Source organism: Sphingobacterium deserti, from assembly GCF_000757725.1.
Classification (GTDB): Bacteria; Bacteroidota; Bacteroidia; order Sphingobacteriales; family Sphingobacteriaceae; genus Sphingobacterium; species Sphingobacterium deserti.
On the sequence record NZ_JJMU01000067.1, the window covers coordinates 18,575 to 41,718 of the forward strand.

Annotated in this window: 26 protein-coding genes and 1 tRNA gene; 8 read left to right on the forward strand and 19 right to left on the reverse strand. The window is 39.1% G+C overall.

The window, feature by feature from the left end; genetic code table 11:
- Positions 1-369 precede the first annotated feature (369 nt).
- Complete coding sequence (locus tag DI53_RS18305; RefSeq protein ID WP_131555384.1) at positions 370-1,416, forward strand: hypothetical protein; 1,047 nt, start codon at positions 370-372, stop codon at positions 1,414-1,416.
- Between the two features lie 472 nt (positions 1,417-1,888).
- Here the strand turns inward: DI53_RS18305 and DI53_RS18315 are convergent, their stop codons facing one another.
- The 3 genes from DI53_RS18315 to DI53_RS18325 form a co-directional block, all read right to left on the reverse strand.
- Positions 1,889-2,242: a response regulator gene (locus DI53_RS18315; RefSeq protein ID WP_081939507.1), complete on the reverse strand. Its 354-nt coding sequence runs from the start codon at positions 2,240-2,242 to the stop codon at positions 1,889-1,891.
- 64 nt (positions 2,243-2,306) lie between these two features.
- The gene (locus DI53_RS18320) at positions 2,307-4,508 is read right to left on the reverse strand and encodes an ATP-binding protein (RefSeq protein WP_037503362.1); all 2,202 of its coding nucleotides are present in this window, start codon (positions 4,506-4,508) and stop codon (positions 2,307-2,309) included.
- Between the two features lie 268 nt (positions 4,509-4,776).
- A complete protein-coding gene (locus tag DI53_RS18325; protein ID WP_241462477.1) occupies positions 4,777-5,208 on the reverse strand; it encodes a DUF1810 domain-containing protein in 432 nt (143 codons plus the stop codon).
- A gap of 195 nt (positions 5,209-5,403) precedes the next feature.
- On the opposite strand from DI53_RS18325, the gene DI53_RS18330 reads away from it, so the two are divergent.
- Entirely contained in the window at positions 5,404-5,634 is a 231-nt protein-coding gene (locus tag DI53_RS18330; RefSeq protein ID WP_037503368.1) for a hypothetical protein, read from the forward strand.
- A gap of 486 nt (positions 5,635-6,120) precedes the next feature.
- Here DI53_RS18330 and DI53_RS18335 read toward each other — a convergent pair whose 3' ends face one another.
- The 5 genes from DI53_RS18335 to DI53_RS18355 form a co-directional block, all read right to left on the reverse strand.
- The gene (locus DI53_RS18335; RefSeq protein WP_037503371.1) at positions 6,121-6,567 is read right to left on the reverse strand and encodes an SRPBCC family protein; all 447 of its coding nucleotides are present in this window, start codon (positions 6,565-6,567) and stop codon (positions 6,121-6,123) included.
- Positions 6,568-6,661: 94 nt separating this feature from the next.
- Entirely contained in the window at positions 6,662-7,732 is a 1,071-nt protein-coding gene (locus DI53_RS18340; protein ID WP_037503374.1) for a spore photoproduct lyase family protein, read from the reverse strand.
- A gap of 49 nt (positions 7,733-7,781) precedes the next feature.
- Complete coding sequence (locus DI53_RS18345; RefSeq protein WP_037503377.1) at positions 7,782-9,287, reverse strand: PAS domain-containing sensor histidine kinase; 1,506 nt, start codon at positions 9,285-9,287, stop codon at positions 7,782-7,784.
- Between the two features lie 83 nt (positions 9,288-9,370).
- Positions 9,371-9,733, reverse strand: a complete 363-nt coding sequence (locus DI53_RS18350) for a response regulator (protein WP_037503379.1) — start codon at positions 9,731-9,733, stop codon at positions 9,371-9,373.
- 604 nt (positions 9,734-10,337) lie between these two features.
- A complete protein-coding gene (locus DI53_RS18355; protein ID WP_037503382.1) occupies positions 10,338-10,559 on the reverse strand; it encodes a hypothetical protein in 222 nt (73 codons plus the stop codon).
- Between the two features lie 250 nt (positions 10,560-10,809).
- Between DI53_RS18355 and DI53_RS18360 the strand changes: the two genes are divergently transcribed.
- The 6 genes from DI53_RS18360 to DI53_RS20715 are packed head-to-tail and all read left to right on the forward strand — an operon-like array spanning position 10,810 to position 13,959.
- Positions 10,810-11,139, forward strand: a complete 330-nt coding sequence (locus DI53_RS18360; protein ID WP_037503384.1) for an ArsR/SmtB family transcription factor — start codon at positions 10,810-10,812, stop codon at positions 11,137-11,139.
- A 47-nt stretch (positions 11,140-11,186) separates the two neighbouring features.
- Positions 11,187-11,657 (forward strand): DUF6428 family protein, encoded by a 471-nt coding sequence (locus DI53_RS18365; RefSeq protein WP_037503387.1) that lies wholly within the window; start codon positions 11,187-11,189, stop codon positions 11,655-11,657.
- Positions 11,658-11,667: 10 nt separating this feature from the next.
- Positions 11,668-12,084, forward strand: a complete 417-nt coding sequence (locus DI53_RS18370) for an arsenate reductase ArsC (protein ID WP_037503389.1) — start codon at positions 11,668-11,670, stop codon at positions 12,082-12,084.
- A 29-nt stretch (positions 12,085-12,113) separates the two neighbouring features.
- Entirely contained in the window at positions 12,114-13,205 is a 1,092-nt protein-coding gene (arsB, locus tag DI53_RS18375; protein WP_037503392.1) for an ACR3 family arsenite efflux transporter, read from the forward strand.
- Between the two features lie 15 nt (positions 13,206-13,220).
- Positions 13,221-13,607, forward strand: coding sequence for a metallophosphoesterase family protein (locus tag DI53_RS20710; RefSeq protein WP_117624916.1), 387 nt, complete (start codon positions 13,221-13,223; stop codon positions 13,605-13,607).
- Positions 13,552-13,959 (forward strand): metallophosphoesterase family protein, encoded by a 408-nt coding sequence (locus tag DI53_RS20715; RefSeq protein WP_157836803.1) that lies wholly within the window; start codon positions 13,552-13,554, stop codon positions 13,957-13,959. The genes DI53_RS20710 and DI53_RS20715 overlap by 56 nt, the downstream gene beginning before the upstream one ends.
- Before the next feature lie 123 nt (positions 13,960-14,082).
- Here the strand turns inward: DI53_RS20715 and DI53_RS18385 are convergent, their stop codons facing one another.
- From DI53_RS18385 to DI53_RS18440, 11 genes are all read right to left on the reverse strand, one after another.
- Positions 14,083-14,454 carry a hypothetical protein gene (locus tag DI53_RS18385; RefSeq protein WP_037503393.1) on the reverse strand — a complete coding sequence of 124 codons (372 nt, stop codon included), beginning with the start codon at positions 14,452-14,454 and terminating at the stop codon, positions 14,083-14,085.
- Positions 14,455-14,691: 237 nt separating this feature from the next.
- Positions 14,692-15,507, reverse strand: coding sequence for a hypothetical protein (locus DI53_RS18390; protein ID WP_037503396.1), 816 nt, complete (start codon positions 15,505-15,507; stop codon positions 14,692-14,694).
- A gap of 238 nt (positions 15,508-15,745) precedes the next feature.
- Positions 15,746-16,663 carry an alpha/beta fold hydrolase gene (locus DI53_RS18395; RefSeq protein ID WP_037503398.1) on the reverse strand — a complete coding sequence of 306 codons (918 nt, stop codon included), beginning with the start codon at positions 16,661-16,663 and terminating at the stop codon, positions 15,746-15,748.
- Positions 16,664-16,671: 8 nt separating this feature from the next.
- Positions 16,672-17,568 (reverse strand): NmrA family NAD(P)-binding protein, encoded by an 897-nt coding sequence (locus DI53_RS18400; protein ID WP_037503401.1) that lies wholly within the window; start codon positions 17,566-17,568, stop codon positions 16,672-16,674.
- Between the two features lie 72 nt (positions 17,569-17,640).
- Positions 17,641-18,201 (reverse strand): Crp/Fnr family transcriptional regulator, encoded by a 561-nt coding sequence (locus DI53_RS18405; protein ID WP_037503404.1) that lies wholly within the window; start codon positions 18,199-18,201, stop codon positions 17,641-17,643.
- 126 nt (positions 18,202-18,327) lie between these two features.
- Complete coding sequence (locus DI53_RS18410; protein WP_206538058.1) at positions 18,328-18,729, reverse strand: DUF1810 domain-containing protein; 402 nt, start codon at positions 18,727-18,729, stop codon at positions 18,328-18,330.
- A gap of 222 nt (positions 18,730-18,951) precedes the next feature.
- The gene (locus DI53_RS18415) at positions 18,952-20,091 is read right to left on the reverse strand and encodes a DUF4932 domain-containing protein (protein ID WP_037503407.1); all 1,140 of its coding nucleotides are present in this window, start codon (positions 20,089-20,091) and stop codon (positions 18,952-18,954) included.
- 695 nt (positions 20,092-20,786) lie between these two features.
- The gene (locus DI53_RS18425) at positions 20,787-21,077 is read right to left on the reverse strand and encodes a hypothetical protein (protein WP_037503413.1); all 291 of its coding nucleotides are present in this window, start codon (positions 21,075-21,077) and stop codon (positions 20,787-20,789) included.
- Between the two features lie 49 nt (positions 21,078-21,126).
- Entirely contained in the window at positions 21,127-21,405 is a 279-nt protein-coding gene (locus tag DI53_RS18430) for a hypothetical protein (protein ID WP_037503416.1), read from the reverse strand.
- A gap of 164 nt (positions 21,406-21,569) precedes the next feature.
- On the reverse strand, positions 21,570-22,841 hold the full coding sequence (locus DI53_RS18435; protein WP_037503419.1) for a site-specific integrase: 1,272 nt from the start codon (positions 22,839-22,841) through the stop codon (positions 21,570-21,572).
- Positions 22,842-23,028: 187 nt separating this feature from the next.
- Positions 23,029-23,102: transfer RNA gene (locus DI53_RS18440), tRNA-Ile, on the reverse strand.
- Positions 23,103-23,144 lie beyond the last annotated feature (42 nt).

The following is a 23,144-nucleotide window of genomic DNA, read 5'->3' on the forward strand; positions in this document are numbered from 1 at the left end:
TGTTGTTGTATTTGGATATAATACATGCTGTTCCAAGACTTAGCAATACATAATAAAAATAAAAATTGATCCTGCCATGAATGGCAGGATCTTGCTTATGAAATTTGACTCTCTGGGAGAGAGTAATATAAAATTACTATAAAAAAACGTGTAAAATAGGATCTAACCAAATATAATCCATCCGTTTTTACTCCCCAGCCAGCAGTAATTAATGAGTCTGTTATTAAATATATTTGCTATTAGCCAATCACCTTAACTCTTACAGACATAACATATTGTTCGTTTTGTGAGACATTCTATACATCAAAAATATCCTGATAGCATCAATAATTTGGTTTTAAAATTGCTAGTGTCTGCGAAACTGTTTGTATGAAATATCATACCCCCTATCTATTATTTTGCAGCGTACTTTTGCTTTGCTTGTCCTGCAAGAAGGATTCAGATAATAACCATGACTTCGATATCGATAGCAGATTACATATCGTAGGAAGGGAGGATTATGTGGCAACATATTGGCATGCCGGTAACGTATATCGTCTTGGCAAATCCCAAGTTTCCTCGGACGCGAATAGCCTGTATATATCAGGCAATGATGTCTACATCGTAGGGTATGAAATGAGTTCGAGGGGAAAGTACACCGCTATGCTTTGGAAAAATAATTTACCAAATTGGCTAACAGATGGCAATGAAGACGCTATGGCCAACGGTGTGGCAGTTGTTAATTCCGATGTGTATGTGGTAGGACAGCGTAAATTGCCTAATAATGATAATTGGATAGCAACGTTATGGAAAAATGGTGAACCGATATCATTAAGTGATCCAACTATTACAAATGCGAATGCATATGATATTGCCGTTGTAGGAACAGATGTGTATGTTATTGGAGAAAGCCGAATCTTATCTGATCTATCTAGTAAACATGTATATTGGAAAAATGGCGAATTATCATATCTATCCAATAACGAGGTTGGATCAGGAAACCAGTCGATAACTAGTTCCGGCAATCAGGTATACATGATGTGGTGTGGTGCCTACAACTCGTTTGGTGATTCAAGAGTATATTACAGAGATTTAGTTGGATCTGCAAAGCTGTTAACGGATTCACCGGATGATACAAGAGGTGAAGACATTAAGGTGAACGGCACAGATATCTACATAGCCGGTTGGATCAGTAATGCCCAAAAAAATCTACAGGCAGCCTATTGGAAGAATGGTAATCAGACACTAGTTGGTCCTGAAAATGCAAGCAGCTTTGGAATGGCTATTGCTCTTTCCGGAAACGACATCTTTGTGGCAGGATATGTTTCAGTAGCTGATAAGCGAAGCAGAGCAGTATATTGGAAAAATGGGGATATAACATATTTAAGTGATGGTCAGTATGATGCACTGGTACGACGGATATGGATAACTCCGTAAAATTAAATGGTTTATTTTATGAAGGCCTATTATGAAATTGCCAGGGTTAAGATTTTGGCCCGGTAATCTTCGATAGTAGTTTAATAAAGTGCTTTCTTAGTGAAATTACTTTTCCAAACGGGAAGCTTTTTTCAAATGTCCGTTGCATATGACGTTCGGAAGTTACGCCAACTGAACCTTCTGATGGAACATTTTCTACTGTAAAATTAGGTCTATAGTATTTCTTTTTCATTAAGAGATCTGGTTTGATACCGAACTGACCAAGTGCGAGAATGGCTGAAAATTCCACTTAGTGTACAAACCGGTACCGGTCTTTTCAGCAAGTGTGAAGCTATAACATTTCATTAGGATTTGGTATGTAAATGATTATTTGGTATGAAAGTTTAGGGTGTGGTATTTGATGACGAGTACCTTATTATTAACTCAACTCTTTGGGCAACTATTTCATCTATAACTGTGTGGATGATTCCATTTAGGCCAATATTGTCCTTATTTTGGAGAGAAAATTGTCGATATCAAATGGTTTGCTGATAAATGAATCGGGCGAACATTGCGCTTGAATAGAAGTTGGATTTGCATGTGCACTCATCATCATTATGGGAACATCTGGATTTCCATCATGCCTAATTTCATTACAAAGATCGATCCCTGAACCATCGGGCAGTCTTACGTCGAAAATATAGAGATCAGGAACAACCAAAAGATCCCTGTTTTTAAACTTCTCTACATCGGCGAATGATTTGAAACTATAGTCTTCACTATCAAGTAGTATCTCCAATACTTCCCTTATCCCCTCATCATCCTCTACTATATATATCATTCTCATAAACCTCCAACCATATAAGAACAACTAATTAGCGGTTTAGTTTTCAGGAATTTGCAGATAGATATTAACTGATATTTTGTTGATGCGAAGCCTGTGTAGGTAACGTAAACCAAAACTCACTCCCTTTGCCAAGCTCGCTTTCCACCCCGATCCTACCGCCATGATTTTTGATAATTTCCGCACTTATATAGAGTCCAAGACCAAGTCCTGTAAACTTTTTCCCTTCGTAATTAGTGCGGTAATATCGCTCAAAAAGATGGCTGAGCTTTTCTTTCGGTATGCCGGGCCCAGAGTCCTTGACGGAGATTTTAGTTTCTTCAGAACTAATCTGGGTGACATCTACCACGATTTCCTTAGAATCCGGCGCATACTTTATAGCATTGGATATGAAGTTTACCAATACCTGCCCTATCTGCTGGCTATCGGCATATACGCTTAGCATCTTTTCACCACTCAAGGTTATATGCTGTTCAGAATCGCTTGCTATATGGGCACAACATTCGGTGAAGAGATCATTTATCAAAACTATTGATCTGTCCATCTTCATCTGCCCCTGCTCCAGCCGGCTGGTATCCAGTAGATCGTGGATTAAACGGGAAAGATTGCCCAAGCTGCTTAGCGCCTGGGATATCAGCTTACTTCTGGATTCCTCAGGCAGCCTATCGTGCGCCCTTTCCAATAACTGCAAAGATGCTTTTAATGAGGTAACGGGATTTTTTAGCTCGTGGCTGGCAATGCTTATAAAATCATCTTTTCCCTGTAATATCATTCGCCTTGAGGTTACATCCATAAAGGTGCCGATACCGCCCGTTAATTTTCCACCCTCATCAAAAATCGGTGCAGCGTTGATCGAGATATACTGGCGATCTCCATGGGGCGGCTGAACACCAATTTCCATATCAAATACGCGGTTTCCAGTGGTCATCATGATGGTCATGGGATGTTCCTGGTGTGGAAGAGGAGAGCCATCCAGACGCAGGTTCTGCCATCGCGGATCATTGTATGTTCGATCTTCAATATCGCTCAGGGTTAATCCCAGAATCTGTTGAGCCATAGGGTTGGCATACACCAGCTGTCCGGTATGGTCAACAATTCCTACACCTTCGGCCATTGTTTCCAGTATTCCCTGTAGTCTTTTTTCGCTATTCCTAAGTGTTTCTTCCAGCTCAGCTTTCTGACGAATAGTCTCTTCCCGGTCACGAATGGCCAACACCTGAGCGGTTACTTCCACGGCAACATCGATTACGCCGGTTACTTTTCCATCTTCGATAAATGGCGTGAAATTGAAATTAAAAAAGCCTTCGCGAAGCTGGCCACCACGCAATAGTTTGACAGGACTGGATATTTCCTCACGCGATTCGCCATACTCGAAGGTTTCTTTTAGCAAATCTCCTGCAAGCTGCCCGTTAAGTTCTGGTATTTGTTCGAACAGAGGCTTTCCAATAATGCTCTGGTCCCGTCCCAGAATATTCAGCATAGTGGAATTGATTTTTTCAATAATAAAATCTTCTCCTTTGGTCAGCAGTATGGCTACGGGCGCCTGGGCAATCAGGTTTTGAAACCCTTGCTCACTGTCAGCCAATCTGTTATTTAGGTCCTGTATCGCATCATTGATAGATTTAAGCTCGCCTACATTATGGATCAAGTGATCATTAGCTATATTTAATCTATCATTTGAAGTCTTGTATTCTTTATTGGCCGTACCTAAATTTTTGTTGGTCTGGGTAAGTTTGGTATTGATTTCATTTATGGCATGGTTGTATTCTTCCAATTGTTCATTGGTCGTCATGTATTCTTCATTAAGAGTGGCGAGTTCTTCGTTCATTGCCTGCAATTCTTCCCTGATATTTTCTTCACTGGCCTGCCTTTCGGCAACCTGCTCACGGGCGAGTTTACGATCAGTAACGTCAGTCGCAGTATGCAATAGGGCATAGGTAACCCCGTTCTGATCTTTCAGCGGTTTATACTCAAAGTCAAAATAACGCGGGCTAAGGATGCCATCTATCAAGATGTTTGCCAGTACCTCCTCTCCCGAGAAAGCTTCACCTGTTTTCCAAACATTCCGAAGCAAACCCTCAAATCCCTGCTCAATATATTCAGGGAATATATCGCCCAATCTTTGTCCGTCGAGGTTATCCGTTCGGCTCCAGATCTTCAGCATATTTTTGTTTGCTATGGCAATATTGAGGTCTTCACTGTCATATACTGCTACAGCATTGGGCATCTCAGATATTACATGCAACAAACCATTGAAACTTACATTCATACACACGGATATAGTATGCAAAGGTAATGATGTTAAACTGCATTTTAAGAGTCATTTACAAACCTTCTGTAAGTAAAAAGATCACCAGATTGACTCGTTTTGAGATTACTTTGATAGTAACTAGACCATATCTGTTGGTTAGGGTCAGCTTGTTAGTATAATTGATTACTATTAACACACTATAGTGTACATACACCAATACACTAATACATCATCGTTTTCAATTTGTATTATTTGATTCCTTAATGATGCAATCTGACCATTTTTTCTATTTAGAGTCGAAGGCCTGTAGAATCGCTATTGTTTTGGAATCGCGTTTACCTTCGAAGTACTTTTCAATAACTGCTGTAAAAAGTGTTTCGTTATCACTTACAGCTTCGAATAATGTCATACAAGATCGGAGCTTTAAAGAATCAACAGGGTCAAGTACGTCTTCTGCTGAACATTTTTGTAGATCCAAAAATGCCCTGGTTATCATTCGCAGATTAGTACCCAACACGGGGTGCTTCAAAAAAAACTTTGCTTCCATGCGATCCTTGATTGCATAATGTCTGGCCGTATCGCTACTTCCCAAACCGATGATTTGCGGAAATATGTACCACATCCAATGCGACCGCTTTTGCCCATTTTGGATCTCTTGAAGTGCCTGTAAGTATACCAGATTCTGTGCTTTCAGAAACCTATCTAAGTCAACATCCATTTTCATATCGTTTACCAACAAATTACGGAATCATAACTAGGTATATGCACCAATTTTTATAAAATATTTTTATAGCGAATCTTCCATAATATCTACGTTTTGTGAGTATTATCTGGAACAGTACGGATCCCTATGATAAAGAACAAATTACGGATTAGTTTGTTATTATACTATAATCACTAAAAACAGAATGTTATGGCACTAAATACACCAAACGAAGGAACTGCTACAAAAGCTATCGAAGAACAAACTTCAAAAATACCATCTGTGGTATTCCTGGGAGCAGCGGTTGCGGCAATGGGCGTTTCACTTACATTAAAGTGTTTGGGAAAAGATAAAAATGCATTGTTCGTTGGCCAGTGGGCCGCACCTTTTTTACTTTTAGGTATTTACAATAAAATTGTAAAAACCGAAGGACACGATTAATATATGATCACATAATCTGTTGCCTCAAAAGTAATTTTGTGGCTTTTTTGTTTTAAGGTAAAACCTGAATCAAAAATTTTTATAATTGCTGTCATTCAACAGAGTAAGTTGGTTAATTGAATAGGATAAAAACCGCTTGTGCCATGATCAATGATATATCATGCTGTAACGCGTTCAGATTGCCTTAATTCCTAAGGTATCCTATAAATTCGCTGTCCGGGACTATCCCTTAATATTTGAAATCACGTTTTGCTAACTCCGAATATTCAACAACTGTATATTATCAGGCTGTCAAACTTATAACACAAGGGGCGTAGACCAGGCCACGCCAAATAATATCGGCTTACAATCGGTGCTATCCAGGTCTACGGTTTTAAGTGTCATCGGTAGATTGTTATAGTGGTCAAAAAAACGAAACCCATTGCCTGTAGACCTATTCCTGCTACCTGCAATGGGCTATGCGTCATTATGAACTATTCAGATTATCTAGTCTTTTTCCACAAAGTCCTTGAGCTCCTTTAGGGCATCGTCCCACCCTTGCGAGTGCGGATGAACGCCTTCTTCACTGGACTCGTTACTTTGGGTGACCGAGATTTCAGATCCACCATCCGTGTCCCTAAACTCGACATCCAGTTTGTACAGGCCATCTTTAACCGGCGCATCGTTCAGGTACCAGTTCCATGAGTACAGCAGGTGTTTACCCTGCTCAAACTTCTCGTACTCACTTTTGACCACCATATCATCATTGCTGTTCTCCCGATCCGAGAAATGATAGGCCACATCACGTGATCCTTCCGACTGGTCCATCTTGGTCATTGTTTTGCCCAATGGTTTCCACCACTGCCTAAGCTGTTCAAAATCCGTCCATGCTGCAAAAACCTTGTCTGCCGAAGTATTAAAGGCCTGGGTCGCTGTAAGTTTATTTTCTGCCATAATAATAGATGTATCTTTTTAAAAGTAAACACCATGCTTTTGGTATAGTTTCTTAATTATATCGTTTGAGAGTTAAAAAAGGTATTAAAATATACTAAAATGCGTATCTGATCTGGCAGTAGGGTATTAATTCCCGGCAAAGATCTACCAGTTGACCCACGATCTCCCTTTTGATGTTGTTCTTGTACCTCACATTTCGCTGACCGGTCTGGCTATATTTAACCTGCTGGATCTCTGGACGCCACAGTGCTTCTTCGGCCTTTGGGTGCCATAGCATGTTGACATCATGCAGGCCCTGGTTATGTGTCAAAAAAATGATCTCGGTAGAAAGTTGCTGTTTTGTTTTTTCGTTTATGGAATCGTTTAGCTCCATGAGCAAGTCCCGCCAGTCTTCCAGCCAGTTATCATAGTAGATAACCGGAGCAAATGACACGTTTACTTCGTAGCCTGCCGCGGCAAAATCGTTCATTGCTGCTATCCGCTCGCTTATCGGAGAAGTCCGCACGTCCACAAGCTTTGAGATCTTATGGGGCATCAAACTAAAGCGGATACGCGTTTTTTCCTGTGGGTCGTAGCCAAGCAGATCCCGGTTCACAAACTTGGTGGCAAAGGTCAGTTTGCCGTTGGGTATACGGGTGTACAGTTTTATAAGATCCTTAACGTTATTGCATATTGTCGCATCAATGGAGCAGTCCCCGTTTTCACCGATCTCGTAGACCCAATATTTGGGGTCGATCTCATCGGAAGTGGGCTTGGTTCCCTGTCTTCCAGCATGGCGCTCCAAATAACCCATGATCTTTTCGATGTTGACAAAGATGGTGATCGGGTTTGCATAACCCTTGCGACGGGGCACATAACAGTACGAACAGGACATGGCGCAGCCATTTGATTGCGATGGGGCGATCCAGTGCGAACTTCTGCTATTGGGACGTGCCTGCAGCGCTTTTTTTGATCCCAATATCAATACATTTTTCTTGTTCCAGAGCCAGTCCCCGGCAGATCCCGAGAAACCGAACAGCTCGGGAATATCATTGTGCGATCGTACTTCGATCCGCTTGGCATCCGGATATTTGGCAAGGATCTCCCTGCCCCGGATAAAATCGTTTATATCTGCTTCATGGTATATCTCATGGAGATCCAGCAGGTGATCAATATTTGAATGCATAGAAACTGTTCTGGATGTTGCGTTGTGCCTGTGATAGGCAATGCCAAAGCTATAGCGATAAAGGGACGGTGAAACTAAATACGGATCCTTCTCCCATTTCGCTTTCCACCCATAGTGTTCCCCCGTGATCGGAAATGATCTGGTGACAGATATACAGACCGATACCGGCTCCCGAATAATTGTTGTCATTGGCCGACACCCTGTAGAAGCGTTCAAATATGCGCCTGTGGTTTTCCTTTGCTATCCCGATGCCGGAATCGCTCACCGAGACTTTGGCAAAGTTACCCACCCTGCCAACATGAACCTTTATCGGATCGCCTTCTTGGGAGTACTTTGACGCATTGGTAAGCAAGTTGACAACCACCTGCGACAGCTGGTCTTTGTCACCAACGACCATAAGACCCATATCTCCATATATCGTGAACTCATTATTTCCATAGACTTCGGATACCTGGGACAAAGGAATATCTATGATCTGGTGAAGTGGAACTACCTGGGAAGTGTTTTTTGTGGATTTGGCAGCAAGCATAGAGGTGTCCAGCAGATTTATGATCAACCTGTTCAGGTTTTCCATCGACTCCATGGATTGCCTCAACCTTGGTTTATACCCTTCAAGCGTTCCCTTGTCCAACATCCGCTCGAGAAGCTGTAGGTTGCCCTTTACCACGGTGATCGGAGTTTTCATCTCATGGCTGGCGATTGCTATAAAATCGTCCTTTTTCTTTTCGCTCACATAGCGTTCGGTGATATCTTCCATGGCCAGTAATATCCAGTCTTTGTAATTACCATCTACGGTGATCTGTGATGCATTCAGGATAAGCCGCTTTTCCCCGATGTAGGGGAAGTCATGAACAACCTGAAAGTCTTCAAACGGATTGTTTGTCGGTAAGACGTTACTTAGCATATCGGTCAGCTCAGGAATGTTCCAGGAGCCTTCCAATACTTCAACAAACCTTTTCCCTATAAGCTCACTTGCGGACACCTTGAAATATTTTTCAAAATGTTTGTTGACCAGGGCAATCTTAAGTTCCGCATCCAGTACTATTAAGCTCTCGCGTATCGTCTCGACTATACCACGAAGAAAATCCTCGTGTTCCTTGAGTTCTTTCGTTCTTTCATTAACGCGCTGCTCGAGATTTTCCCTTTCCAGCGTCAGATTATGTTCCGCCTGCTTACGGCGGGATATGTCATTTTGGATACCTATGAAATGGGTGATGTTCCCCCCGGAGTCATGGACCGGCGAAATAGAAAGTTCATTCCAGAACAGGCTACCATCTTTTTTATAGTTCCTGATCTCTACCTGACAGGGTTTACCTTTTTTGATGGCATCTGCCAAAGTCTGGCGGACCTTTTGGTTTCGGTCATTGGCCTGCAGAAAGCGGCAGTTGTGGCCAACGATCTCGTCCATCGCATACCCTGTAATATCGCAAAAAGCCTGATTGCAATAAATGATCGGATTGTCGGGCAAGGTATTGTCGGTGATCACGACCCCGTCTACCGAAGCATCCAGAGCTGTTCCATATATTTTGCTTAAAGTCTCAGCGTAATCCGGCATGTAGTAGTTTCTAAATGAATGTCTGCATATAGAAACGAGTTTGGCCTTCTAATGTTTACGACAATAGCTACCTAAACGTAATTTTACTGACCTATTAATCTGACGATAATTTCTTCAATATCGCTTATGTCAAATGGTTTTGTTAATATGGCATCCGCTTTACTGGTTTCTGCCAGGCTTTTAAAATCTGTGTTTGCCGAATAGAATATGATTGGGATAGCGGATGTTACCGGTGTACTTTTTAACAGCTCTACGGAACTGAAACCTCCCTGGCCTGGAATCCAGTTGTCCATGAGGATCAGATCGGGCGATTCGGATAACACGTCGTTAAGGACATTATCCGTTTTACTAAGTATGGTTGCATCGTAACCCAATTGCCGGGCAACGATTTCAACGAATTCTGCTGTCGCGGCATCATCCTCGAATATCATAATCTTTTTGCTCATCCTGTTTTATCTTGCTTAAGCATTCGCCTTAGCTATATGCATATTCAAAATTGTTTGTAAGCTATTGTTTTATAATTTCATATCTCACGGTAGATAGCTGGTTATTGGCCAATTGTGGGCTCGTGCTATAATTATTAGCAAATATAATAATCCTTTTACAAAGGTATATATCGAGTCTGCCTGTTACTTTAAAATAACTCATAAAATATATCAGATCAGAAACTTTATGCCGAATAATGATGAAAACAAATATGAAATGTCCGTCGTGTGGAAATATAGGACCACAAATTCGCACAAGACGTCAATGGGCGATTAAATACATTTTGTTCTTTTTACCTTTTAAACGGTACAAATGCAGCAGTTGTGGTGCTAAATCTTACTCCATACGCTAGTTCGTAGAATAATTCCCAAAGCATAAATCCCGCCTTTTGTGGCGGGATCCTGCTTATGAAATTATCCTCTGGGAGAGGAGTTCGGCTATGTAACGTGCATAATCGTTCGTTAAACTTCTTACCGATCTAACATTGATTTATATAGCTAACCCAATTTTTTGACTGTTATCAATTTGTCCTGCAAAATTCTTAAGATACTTCTAAATAGATCATTAGATCAAATTCCAGTGTTTGTATGCTCTATCAATTGCATTAAATAGCTTTTGATTGTTTTCTTCAGAAATATTTCCGTTTTCGGAAGTAAGACTTAAGGATTTGTCCTGCATAATGGTGACGGTTATGTCTATACTGCCCCCTGTCATATGCCAGCATCGTATTTTGTTGTTGCCAATCATCTCAAATTCAAAGGCTGATTCTCGATCGAAATATTCCATACTTTAAAATAGTACCAGTTAGCCTAACGTTCGTTTGGCGAGACAGATGACCTTATTTATGTTGATGCACTCTACCTACTTAATGTCTGTAGAATTCTTGGCAGCACTTTCACGTAGACATTAGTGAGTTGTCGAATCTATTCTATTTGTCGCAATCCTTCGTTTTTTGAGACAAATCTTGACTTCGCATATCATATTGATAATATAATTTGCATCTACCAAATAATGATCGTAATATTGCGATGTAATTATGGGACTTACAAGAACTGAAATATTTACTGAGGAGCAGAATCTGCTGGCGAGCTTATTTAAAGCGATGGCTCATCCGGCAAGAATTGCAATCCTTCAGAGGATCATCCTATCAAATACCTGTATTTGTGGGGATTTGGTAGGTGAACTTGGATTGGCTCAAGCAACTATTTCCCAGCACCTAAAGGAGCTTAAATCAGCGGGACTTATACAGGGAACTATTGAAGGAGTGAGCGTCTGTTACTGCATCAATCCGAAAGTATGGAAATTACTTGAAAATAGGCTTGGAGAATTTCTAGGCTCCTATAAAGGTACAACCGAGTGTTGTTAACTTTTTTTGACATTATCAATCGTAAAATTGCAATAATACTATATAATATGAAGATATCAGAAGTGAAGCAAATCCTTTCCACTGCGGAGGTTGTAAATTTTAAATTAGAAAGCGGACAATACGTGCCCGATCACTTTCATGTGACTGAAGTTGGCGTTATAACTAGGGATTTTATTGATTGTGGCGGAACCGTTCGTCACGAAAGGATAGCGAACTTTCAGCTTTGGGATGCGGATGATTATGAGCATCGTTTAAAACGAGTAAAACTAATGGATATTATCTCACTATCAGAAAAGGTCTTGGGTATGGATGATCTGGATGTAGAGGTTGAATACCAATCAGAAACAATCGGCAAATATGAACTCGGATTTGATGGCAAAGATTTTATTTTGCTATCCAAAAAGACAGCCTGCTTGGCACTGGATAAATGTGGTGTTCCAACTGAAAAACAAAAAGTTAAATTGGTAAACCTCGCTAAGGGAGCATCAGAATGCACACCTGGAGGCGGATGCTGTTAAGACTTGTATTATGAAAAAAGTATTAGTTCTCTGTACCGGTAACAGTTGCCGCAGTCAGATTGCAGAAGGCTACCTGAGATATTTCGGCGGGGATAAAGCGCATATTTATAGCGCGGGAATTGAGACCCATGGTGTCAACCCCAGAGCCGTTCAGGTTATGAAGGAGGACGCGATAGATCTCTCGAGTCACACCTCCAATCATATCGATGAGTATAGGGATGTTGATTTCGATTATGTTATCACGGTGTGTGATCATGCCAAAGAAAGTTGTCCCTACTTTCCAACAAATGCACTAAAATTCCATCAGAACTTTCCTGATCCCGCCAAAGCACAAGGTTCGGAGGAAGAAATAATGCACCAATTCAGAGCAGTTCGCCAGTTGATCAGAGATTACTGCTCGGATTTTGTCAGCAAAAACCTAGCCTAGTACTTTATAAGGTCTTTAAAGATAAGCATATGTCAGTAACGAATTGCACTCCTGTAGTAAATAGAAAGAAATTAAGATTTTTGGATAGATATCTTACTCTATGGATCTTCATTGCTATGGCAATGGGTGTGTCCATAGGCATCTTTGTTTCTTCGTCCTCGTCTTTTATAGGATCGTTTTCCAGTGGTACAACTAACATCCCGCTGGCCATTGGTTTAATTCTGATGATGTATCCTCCCCTTGCCAAGGTTAAGTATGAGAATATAGGTAAGGTCTTTAAAGATGTACGTGTACTCAGCGTATCTCTTATGCTCAACTGGATAGTAGGCCCGCTACTGATGTTCTTTCTTGCTATTACCTTTTTACATGACTACCCTGAATATATGGTAGGTCTTATTCTTATCGGTCTAGCGAGATGTATAGCTATGGTGGTGGTGTGGAATGAGCTCGCTGAAGGTAACAGAGAATATGCTGCCGGATTAATCGCGCTTAATAGCCTATTCCAAGTACTATTGTACGGTGTCTTAGCCTATATTTTTATTTCGCTACTTCCTCCATATTTCGGCGTACAAGGATTAGAGATTGACATTACCGTTGCTGAAATTGCTACTAGTGTTGGAATATATCTTGGTATTCCTTTCGCTATGGGGATACTAAGTAGATATGCTCTAATTAAATTAAAGGGAGAAAAGTGGTTTGAAGATAAGTTTATACCTGCTGTATCTCCCTTGACCTTAGTAGCGCTGCTCTTTACGATCATCATTATGTTTAGCATAAAAGGTAAACTGATCGTTCAGATCCCAATGGATGTTTTGCGTATCGCTGTTCCGCTAATACTATATTTCTGCATCATGTTTGTTATCAGCTTTTTTGCTGGTCGTTATTTTGGAGCCGATTACTCTAAGAGTACTTCCATCGCTTTTACTGCTACTGGAAATAATTTCGAACTAGCTATTGCTGTAGCTATCGGCGTATTCGGAATAAATTCCGGCCAAGCATTTGCAGGTGTTATAGGTCCTTTGGTAGAAGTTCCTGCACTGATTGCCCTTGTTAATCTTGCATTCTGGTTTAGAAAGAGATATTACGGTGCATCGACCTTATCTGAGGAATCTAAGTATTGATAAAAAACGACTCATATGAAAATCGCTTTCTTTTCTGATATTCATGCAAACCTACACGCTTTTAAGGCTATGCTAGAAGATTTGGACAGCCAGAAACCTGATACTGCTTATTGTCTGGGCGATCTAGTAGGATATAACATCTATCCGAATGAGGTTATCGGTGAAATATGCAAACGGGGTATTGCTACGCTAAAGGGAAATCATGATGAAAAAGTCGATAGCATCGACTCTACACCGGAATCTTTGAATGAGAAAGGTGAGAACTATGCATATCACCTAATAAGCGAAGATAATCGAGGCTATCTTAAAAAAACTTCCAGCCCTCATAAATATCGAGTTTACATTCGTGGAAGCGACTTTCAAGATTGCTTTGGCTCATGGAAGCACAAGACGTATCGATGAATATATTCTGATTGATACTGATGAAAATTATGTGCTCGAACTCTTGGATGAAGCAGATGCAGACATACTTATTGTTGGTCATTCCCACAAGCCCTACCATCGGATTATACAGACCGTACAAGGAGTTTTTAAACATGTAATAAACTTGGGTTCGGTAGGAAAGCCCAAGGATGGCGATCTCAGGGGATGCTATGCACTGCTTACCATAAATAATAACAGTTCATTATTACTTCGCAAAAGCATCAACGTTGAATTTAGAAGGATTAGCTATGATTTGGAAGCATCCGCCAAAGCTATAGAAGAAAGTCCATTACCTGCAGAATTTGCCCTAGCTCTAAGATCAGGGCGATAGTCAGTCTAGTTATTCTTCGTTTTGTGAGACAAAAATCTGGCATAGATAATTACATATGCAAACACTTCTGCACTCTGATTCATCAAGTCTACTTTCAATAAGAGATCATTGTCTAATAAAATACTACCTTATCGTCCCAAACTTACTGAAAAATTTTTCCCTACCAGTCCGATCATAGACGTAAGGATCAGAGAAATTTTTCTCCCAATCTGCGATTAGAGTTTCAAAATCATGAGCGGTAAATTTTTCAAGTGCTTCTTTGCTAATAGATATAGAATAAGTATTATTTTGAAATGGCAATATGATATTCACTTGGTTTACGTACTGAAGTGTTTTCATGATTCTGACACTACCATCAACTAAAGCTTTCTTTACTGCATTCCCACTTTCCCAGTATGCCTTCAAATCCTGTTCAGACAATGACGATTGAGGGTTAAATTGTTTGTATTCATCAAAATTTGCAACATAATTTATCCTAGCAGTAGTGGAATCCAAGCTTACACTTTTTATTGAGCCACCTCCACGTAATCTTGACGCCTCTAATTTCAGCTCCTATAGTTTTTTTTCGTTCTGTAAACTTATGTGTGATGTTTCCTGATCAATTTTTTTAGAACTGTTAGTATTAGAACATCCCAAGAAGTACACAAAAATGATAATAGAGTATAAATATAGACTTATTGCTTTCATAATGCCTTTATCTTAGAATACAAAAAAATGGAATTATATATAAATCTAGTAAGATTTTTTAATGGGTATCGGCCAATTGTAATCTTCCCCCTCGTTAATGATTTTACTTAGAACATCTTTGGTTATGGCATGCTTCTTCAAAAGCGCGGTCTCAAATTGATCATTTAACTGTTGCTCATACTCGTAATTTGCGTCCATATTTTGTCGTGCTATGATTCTTTGTGCTTCAAGAGCTTTCGAATTTAAGGCATCTACACTTTTCAAAGTAATAGGGTATTTTTTCTCAGCCAAATATAGTGCACGATCCTGACCCTCAATCATTTCATTCCATATCTTTTTTCGTTGATCTAGAGTTTTTCCTGTCATCGTTTCCAAAGAGTTTTTTTCACTATCACTTTGATTAGGGGTAGGATTCGTTGCAACGGTCGGAAATTCGTCATTTCTTGCTTTAGTCAGCTGGGCTATCCACTGTGCTAGCCCACTATTAGCATGTTCCAAACTACTAAAGATCTGAATATTAAACACATTTGGATTCCCACCAACTCTGTCTTGATGTTTCGCTACGATTGAATCATGAATGCCTTGCGCTAATACCCTCAGATCATTGTCTTGATTTACATTTGACTCATCCAAAATTACTTTTGCTTCGTAAAGAACTTTGTCACCTGACTTTGAAATCTCCTCTGTAAGTATTGTATATCTCATGGAACTACTTTTAACATCAATTTTCTTGGACACGTTTTTTTCATTTAGAAGTTTAGGATTCGATGCCTTATCGCTATTCTTCGCTTCATTTGTACTACAACTGGTTGCAGCGAAGACTGTAATAATACAACAAAGAGAAAAAGGTCTTAATTTCATATTCAACTATCTTAGATAAAAAATTTTTAGTACCGAAATACAAGATTGTCTCAAAGCACGGTAAAAACACAATAGAAAAATTACGGTTTACCGTATTTGTTCGTTTTTTGAGACTATAACATATTTAATAGCCACTTTCAAGCTTTCCTATTTAGCGGATTGTTTGGTTCTTCATTTAGGTCTTTTTAAGTAATAACGATCCTGTCAAATATGAGACAGAATCGTTCATTAAATATGCCTAGCTTTTAGTATTAAATATATGGTTTGTTATAGCAGTTATGACATCTTTAGGATTTTCTTCAAACATATAATGGCCGGTGTCGTCCAGACTGACTAATCTATAATTTTCTGAAATCATTGGTAACGCAAATTGGTAATAACCGCTTGAAACATTACTGGCCAATCCTAGTACGGGCATCTGCAATTTTTTATACGACTGGAAGTCAATTATGTCCTGATTGAATGTTTGATACCATGCGTTTGAAGATCGAATTCTTTCTTTTCGATCATAAATGGATGCATAAACACATCTGTCAAACTCGTTCATTTTACTTTCATCAACCATAACGTAATGAAAAAGCCAATCCAATAGATGTCTAAATCTTCCATCGAGAAGCTTTTCTGGTAAATCTTTTATTTGGTTAAAACCCATCCACCAAGTGTAGGGTTCATTTTTATCGATCTTTTCCAGAAATTTACCCGCGGCTGGCATAAGTTTCATTTGCATCATGCCATTATTTGGATGCAGTCCATCAGCAATCGTTAAGGTCTGTACTCTGTTTGGAAAGTTGTGAGCAAGACTCTGTGCGACCATCCCCCCTATATCATGCCCTAAAATGTGTGCTGTCGCTATACCTAATTTTGTCATGAGCGCTTCAATGTCGCTGGCCATTGTCTTTTTGTCATATCCGTGGTCAGGTGTGCCCGATCCTCCCATCCCGCGTATATCAACTACAATAACACGTATTTTTTTAGCTAGTTGTGGAGCTATTGTATGATAAGAGTACCATGTCTGTGGCCAGCCTGGCAGGCAGATCAGTACCGGACCACTGCCCCCATCTACATAATGAAGTTCGGTTTCACTTACGTTGATTACATTACTGGTAAAGCCTGGCCAACTTTTAATAAGTTCGCTGTTCTGATAGATTTTTTCCATAGCAGGATTTAACTTTTTATCGCTAATAGTGTTTCTTTAGCCGTTTGCCATGTCAATCCATCGTATCTATCGTTGTCAATACGTTGGTTTTGGGCTGCGAACATGCTGTACATATATTGCATCTGCTGCCATTGGGAATATAACTCCAGTTCGCCCTTTGGATTCTCGGCACGAGTATGTCTAGTGTATGCCGCAAAGTCTTCTAATGTGCCAGCATTCCTCCATTCAAATTGTCTGTCAAACACTTCATTTGCCAATTGCGCCAACGCCAGAGGCGAGATCTTAAAGCTCGAGATATACAGCGAGCGAGGCGTATCATTATCCAGTGCGACACGGGCAGTAAACGCAGCTGTATCAGCAATCGTTGTAAAATCAATGTTCCAATTCGCTTTTCCTGCATAATAGGAAATAGAACTATTTTTGATATCCAATAGAGGTGTATTGTATGCCAATATATGAGCAAACGCCCCATTAAAAATAGAAGTTGCCTGTATGTTTGAAGCATTGATGATAGTTTGAAACTCTTTCCGTAGATCAAAATTTCTATTATCACCGACTTTAAGTTGATCAAAGTCTGTGCTGAAATCTGATGGTATAAATTTAGGAACACCCGCCTGAATTGCTGATTTTAGAAGAAGGCTTTGTGCTTTGACGATCACATCACCTAACCCCGCCAAAGTAGATACGATGCATGATACACCCTGACAGGCTAGCGTCAATCCGTATTCATCATCATATTCTGTCGCGACGATTTGGACACCGAGTTCACGAAGTTCAAACACGCGCTTTTGATTGCTCTTACTTCTAACAATTGCTCGTACAGCAACTCCCCTCCCTAGCAGGTTCTCACAGACCCTTCCACCAAGATCACCTGTAGCACCGGCGACTAAAATAATATTATCCATATTTTCGAATTTTACTATTCAAAGTTATGGAACAGATGTATGCGTGGAACTACCATTTGGTAGATAATGCATCTAACGAAGATTTTTACGGATGCGACTTAGCGCGTTTGGCGTGATACCGAGATAGGAAGCTAATTGTTTTACCGAAACAAGTTGCATGAAGCCCGGAATTTTCAAGAATTCCAAATAACGCTCCTCCACCGTCATTGTCTGGAACCTAATAATCTCATTGATCATACGAATGGCCATTCTCTCCCACGTTTTTCGCCCAAATTCCTGCCAAGCTGGTATTTCTTTGTAAAGTGCCTCCATATTCGATTTGCTTATGCAATAGATTTCCGAATCTTCTATCGCTTCGATATCAAACCGGGTTGGTATTTCTGGGCTGAGACTTGATATTTCTGTAAAAAATTCACCGGGTTGGACAATCCATGCGGTAAGCTCCACTTTATCCTTATAGCTGAAGCGCAAACCTCCGCTTCTTAAAAAATAATAATGTGATGCCACCTGCCCCTTTTTTAAGAGAAGTTGTCCTCTTGACAGCCGTCTTTCATAAAAATGACTAATAACTATATCAGCGTCTTGTTCCGATAAACTTACGATTTGTTTTATGATTATCTTAAGGTCTGTCATTGACTTATTGATTGGGACTGGATTATTAAAAACACTCCGAATTAAAATGGATCCTATCTTTGCTTGATGTAGGCATACGACACACAATGGTTCACGTACTCTAGAGATCTTGGGATTGCAGTATTGCTATTGTTCTAGAATCGCGTTTTCCTCCGTAATACTTATCAATAACCGCTGTAAAAGTGTTTTGTTATCGCTTACAGCTTCGAATAAGGTCATGCTTGAGCGAAGTTTTAAAGAATCAAGCGTACCAAACACCTCTTCTGCTGAGCCTTTTTGTAGATTCAAAAAGGTCTTAGTTAGCATTCGTAGATTAGAACCTAATACAGGGTGCTTCAAAAACGCTTTTGCTTCTATGCCATCTCTGATAGCATATTGTTTAGCCGTATCGCTGCTTCCCAAACCGGTGATTTGAGGAAATATATACCACATCCAGTGCGACCGCTTTTTTCCATTTTGAACCTCCTGAAGCGCTTGTAGGTATACGAGGTTTTGCGCTCTGAGAAACCTATCTAAGTCAATACTCATGCTAAAATCATTTTGCAACAAATTACGCAATCTTAGTCTAGTCTTAGCCCTATTTGTTACAAACAACACATTAGAAACAAATGTGCATAGAATCTTCGTTTTGTGAGACACACTTTAAAAGGCAAACGTCTTTATCTACTATTCGATGAACCTTGACAATGTATATTTTCAATATCTATCTAGGAAAAAACACTATCAGATTATACTTTCAGCAAATTATGACTATTGACTCTCGCACCAATCCAATAGTGGCGTATATAGATCTTCGATTTTTGCGTATTTGCCACTCTCATATAGGTCTAGTAATTTCTGATTGAATTCTAATGCTTTAGGAAAACCTTTTAAAATCATCCTATCGTTCACATGACTCACCATTTTTTGGAAAACATCTTGGTCGTCATTTATCTTATCATAAGAGTAAAGGATAAATAGTCCCCATGTTAGATATTCATCAAAAACTTTTAAGGCATTTGGATAATGTTCCACAGTCTTATTACTACTGTCTACCCATTTTGAACGATTACTAAATATTAAATTCAATCGATTTAAATAGCGATCACTTACGGGGCCTACATAGTTATGGTCAATTTCCGTAAAAATTATCCTTACATTCATGAATTTTTGATACTTTTCACCCCAATCATTATTCTTATAAATCGTTGGTATAAAAAGTAGCATTTCTTTAAAACCTTCATCAGTAAATGTATGCGTCGCATTCATCCCAGCTATTAAAGGCGACGTAAGTATGCGGTAACTATTTATTTTATAATCAAATCGGTTTTCTAACCACTCCCTTTGCTCGTCAACAGTAGCGTAGGTCTCATACTCAGATTTTAATTTATCGTAATACTTTTGGTTATCATCGTAAAATTTTCGATAACTTGATTTTGTTACAAATTCTTCCAAACTTGTAATATGTGTGATTATAGGATCGACAGCGATTTCATAATTACCTATTCCTTTGCCCGGAAAATTATAAATGTCGGTAGGGATTAGCTTATTATTATCGAACTTAAACCCATATGCATTTGCTGATAGCAGAAAATAGTTTACAAGACTTTCTCGAAGTAACTTATCAAATTCTTTTACAATGCGCAGTTCTGCAAATGGTGAAAAATGTATTTGGACGCTGTCATAATAACTGGATTCATGTTTCACCATATTAGGATTCTCTTTGGCAAAATCTGTTAATGACAGTATGATGTAGATAAGTTCTTGAGATTCATTAATTTCTATAGTTGTTTTCCCATCATTTCGTTCAATATATTCCTTATTAAAAACAACGTCCTTTTTTTGAGAAAATAGATGGTTTGATAAGAGTAAGAGTACTGCCGTGACAGCTATTTGTATCCGAATATTCATAATGAGGGTAAAGATAATCTAAATGCTATTGATGAAATCTTAAACAAATATAATAGTTTGATATCTATATTTAATTGCGCAAATTCTCGATATGTAGAATTTATTCAAATTCATTCGTTTTTTGAGACAGATGAAGTTATTTTCGTGGAAATATCCTTCGGACTTTTTGACTGAGGAACTTTGGCAGCAATACCAAAGACTTTAATAATTTATCATTAATTGAATCTATATTTTTGTCGCAATCTTTCATTTTGTAAGAGGTTTTTAAAATGATCCTAAAATCAACCTGCTACCTGAGTATGGGAAGGAACGACGAGTCCCAATTGAGCATTTCTATAGTTGATGCAGACACTTTCGATATTCTTGAATTTAGCAATCTTATGTCCATGAGTCTGTCCATTTGGAATCCCGCCAACTCCACATGACAATCTTTAGCAAAGGTGGCTTTTACGATACTTAATTTTTTGTAAATTAGTGCCGACATATGGTTAATATCGTTCTTAAATTAATCAAGATCTATCAGGCGAAATTTGTTAATTCGTGAAGTGAAATCGCGAAATTTTCAAGTAATATCATAATGTTTGTGACAGTTTTTTGGCAATGAATTTTGAAAAACACTTAATTAACTAACTAAAAACAAGTTAGTTAAAACAGTTAAAATCCCACCCTCTCCCGAACCTATTTATCAAGTACTCTTAGATTTCCTGTTCTATAAAGAGATCTGACAACTCCATACTGTTTTTTACAGATTCAATCTCCAAAAGGTCAATACGCCACGCTGCCGAATAATTACCATCCTTTCTAGCCGTTATTAGTCCCTCCCTTATCCAATGTTCAACATTCTTCCTGCCGTATTTCTTGCATGCCTCCGATTTTTTTAGATATGGTTTGACTTCCCCAGATTTGCTAAGAATAACCTTTGCACCCATTTTGGCTGAATATTCAATAAGCCGCCGTAATTGATCAATAGTTAGCTTTACTTCCATTCATATATATTTACCGATTTGATTCTGCATGTTAACACACCTGACCTAATCATTTCCTTTCACATGCCATTAAATATGAAAAGCGATTACTGCACGCAGCTACTTGCTCAAGCCTTTGGCGGTCGATCATGCCTTTTTTTCCTGTATTTGAAATACTAACAAGTTTTTCTTTCAGCCACCGGTCGACATTGCTACGACCATACATTTTGTAGGCTTCATTTTTTGAGAGGTTGTCAGCAAATAACTGCTCCTCTTTAATCACATTTTGAACTCCTTGTAAGACTGCTTCTTTGAACACATTCGAAAGTTTGGTTATTGTAGTTCTCATAATAAAAGTGTTTAAATAAATGCTTCGTAAAGATCGTTATCATGCTAATGGCAACATACCAAGTTGAAGATATTGGTATAGAAAATCCTTAATTGTCCCTAATCATTATAGAAAAAGATGCATGGATATTACCATGCACCTTCTCGCAGCATAGATGGAAACAACTAATTGGATTTTTTTCCAAGCTTCACTTCCTCTTTCTTAAATGCATTTAATACAGCGGATTGTACATCATCGACAATAGCCCAATCTTTAGCAATATATATATCCGTCATTCTGTTTCCCTCGTCCACATGATTCATTGCCTCTGCCACATCGTCTTTTTGCATACGGCAGGTATTACGCGCGACGGTAGCGAAAGTATGCCTTGCCCAATATAGAGTTAACTTAGGAATACCAAGTTTTCGGCTTATTTGCTTCATACCTTTACTTAGGGCGCTGTTAAGAGAACTTGTTCTGCTGTATCGGGTCGAGAGTTGTCCAAGATATTTTTCTAATAAAGGCTTTGCATCCTCAGCAATTTTGATGCTAATAAACGCATTATCTTTGCGCTTTCCTTTAGTTTTGGATCGATTGTAATCAATTCTACCGTTCTGGATATGATCTGGCATCAACTTGTAAAGATCTACAGCATTCATTCCACATTGGTAAAAGGAAAGAAGATATAAATCCCTCGCTAACTCCATTCGGCTTCCGACCTTGGCTGACAACTTCTTTATCGATACTACCTGCTGCAATGTATTATTTCTTTTAAGAGTAAGTGGAGCAGAGCCGATCTTATAATTTTTAAAAGGATAATGTTTTATCCGATAAATTCCTAAATCTTCGTTGTTGTAGCGATCCCTCGCTGCATTAAAAAGTGTTCGAAGATCACGCATATGGTTATGTAGACCACTATCGGCAAGACCTTTCTTGGTTGTTACAACTTCTTTCCCAAGTTGGTTAATTCGTTTCATTGTCCTTTCCGATCGTAGAAACTTCTCATAGGACTGTAGCATGTTTGAATGAATCTCATTGATTGAAACAGTTTGACGCTTAAAATAATCAATAAGGCTATTTTTAACGATGCGGTGGGTTGTAGATGTACCTTCTCTCCCTTCCTTCTTTAAACGCTCAATGTGCGCATTGCAAAATTTGATAAAATCGATATCCTCATTTTTATCACGTAAATAATCTACTAAGGATTCAACGGTGAAAAAATCCAGCTTACCTTCTAATTCACTGATTGCTTTTCGATAATCCCGCAGTTGATTCTCGACTTTTTCTGCGACAAACGGATCTCGAATTTTTAAATCTTTGGTTAGTTGTCTCTTGACGACGTAATGAACGGTATCAAGATACTTTCTCAATCCTTTGTGTCTTACACAAATTTTCACGTTGTAGGTGCCATCTGATTTCTTGTGATGTTCAAACACCTTACTAGTAACTGTTGCCATAACTGTTTGGTAATAGCACATAAAACGGTTGTAACCATTTTGTAACCGTTTTATGTTAAGTTCAACAAAAATCTACGTAAATCACGCCGAATCGCGGTTTGCTTTCCGACGTAGGGCAAGTGGTTCTAAAGTGCCCTAAGAAGCGAAAAAGCTGCTTTTCTTTGCAGAAAAGCAGCTTTTTGTTTTGTGCGCCCACCTGGGCTCGAACCAGGGACCAAAAGATTATGAGTCTTCTACTCTAACCGACTGAGCTATAGGCGCGGTTATTTATTATGTTGTCAAAAGTTTGTTGTTACGCCGTTT

Bases quoted from the DNA above. Each gene is read 5' to 3' on its own strand.
- arsB (WP_037503392.1), top strand. From the start codon at position 12,114: ATGTCAGTAACGAATTGCACTCCTGTAGTAAATAGAAAGAAATTAAGA.
- DI53_RS18410 (WP_206538058.1), bottom strand. From the start codon at position 18,729: ATGAGTATTGACTTAGATAGGTTTCTCAGAGCGCAAAACCTCGTATAC.
- DI53_RS18405 (WP_037503404.1), bottom strand. From the start codon at position 18,201: ATGACAGACCTTAAGATAATCATAAAACAAATCGTAAGTTTATCGGAA.
- DI53_RS18365 (WP_037503387.1), top strand. From the start codon at position 11,187: ATGAAGATATCAGAAGTGAAGCAAATCCTTTCCACTGCGGAGGTTGTA.
- DI53_RS18400 (WP_037503401.1), bottom strand. From the start codon at position 17,568: ATGGATAATATTATTTTAGTCGCCGGTGCTACAGGTGATCTTGGTGGA.
- DI53_RS18370 (WP_037503389.1), top strand. From the start codon at position 11,668: ATGAAAAAAGTATTAGTTCTCTGTACCGGTAACAGTTGCCGCAGTCAG.
- DI53_RS18325 (WP_241462477.1), bottom strand. From the start codon at position 5,208: ATGGATGTTGACTTAGATAGGTTTCTGAAAGCACAGAATCTGGTATAC.
- DI53_RS18425 (WP_037503413.1), bottom strand. From the start codon at position 21,077: ATGGAAGTAAAGCTAACTATTGATCAATTACGGCGGCTTATTGAATAT.
- DI53_RS18360 (WP_037503384.1), top strand. From the start codon at position 10,810: ATGGGACTTACAAGAACTGAAATATTTACTGAGGAGCAGAATCTGCTG.
- DI53_RS18395 (WP_037503398.1), bottom strand. From the start codon at position 16,663: ATGGAAAAAATCTATCAGAACAGCGAACTTATTAAAAGTTGGCCAGGC.
- DI53_RS18435 (WP_037503419.1), bottom strand. From the start codon at position 22,841: ATGGCAACAGTTACTAGTAAGGTGTTTGAACATCACAAGAAATCAGAT.
- DI53_RS18345 (WP_037503377.1), bottom strand. From the start codon at position 9,287: ATGCCGGATTACGCTGAGACTTTAAGCAAAATATATGGAACAGCTCTG.
- DI53_RS18430 (WP_037503416.1), bottom strand. From the start codon at position 21,405: ATGAGAACTACAATAACCAAACTTTCGAATGTGTTCAAAGAAGCAGTC.
- DI53_RS18415 (WP_037503407.1), bottom strand. From the start codon at position 20,091: ATGAATATTCGGATACAAATAGCTGTCACGGCAGTACTCTTACTCTTA.
- DI53_RS18320 (WP_037503362.1), bottom strand. From the start codon at position 4,508: ATGAATGTAAGTTTCAATGGTTTGTTGCATGTAATATCTGAGATGCCC.
- DI53_RS18315 (WP_081939507.1), bottom strand. From the start codon at position 2,242: ATGAGAATGATATATATAGTAGAGGATGATGAGGGGATAAGGGAAGTA.
- DI53_RS18390 (WP_037503396.1), bottom strand. From the start codon at position 15,507: ATGAAATTAAGACCTTTTTCTCTTTGTTGTATTATTACAGTCTTCGCT.
- DI53_RS18305 (WP_131555384.1), top strand. From the start codon at position 370: ATGAAATATCATACCCCCTATCTATTATTTTGCAGCGTACTTTTGCTT.
- DI53_RS20710 (WP_117624916.1), top strand. From the start codon at position 13,221: ATGAAAATCGCTTTCTTTTCTGATATTCATGCAAACCTACACGCTTTT.
- DI53_RS18335 (WP_037503371.1), bottom strand. From the start codon at position 6,567: ATGGCAGAAAATAAACTTACAGCGACCCAGGCCTTTAATACTTCGGCA.
- DI53_RS18355 (WP_037503382.1), bottom strand. From the start codon at position 10,559: ATGGAATATTTCGATCGAGAATCAGCCTTTGAATTTGAGATGATTGGC.
- DI53_RS18350 (WP_037503379.1), bottom strand. From the start codon at position 9,733: ATGAGCAAAAAGATTATGATATTCGAGGATGATGCCGCGACAGCAGAA.
- DI53_RS18340 (WP_037503374.1), bottom strand. From the start codon at position 7,732: ATGCATTCAAATATTGATCACCTGCTGGATCTCCATGAGATATACCAT.
- DI53_RS18330 (WP_037503368.1), top strand. From the start codon at position 5,404: ATGGCACTAAATACACCAAACGAAGGAACTGCTACAAAAGCTATCGAA.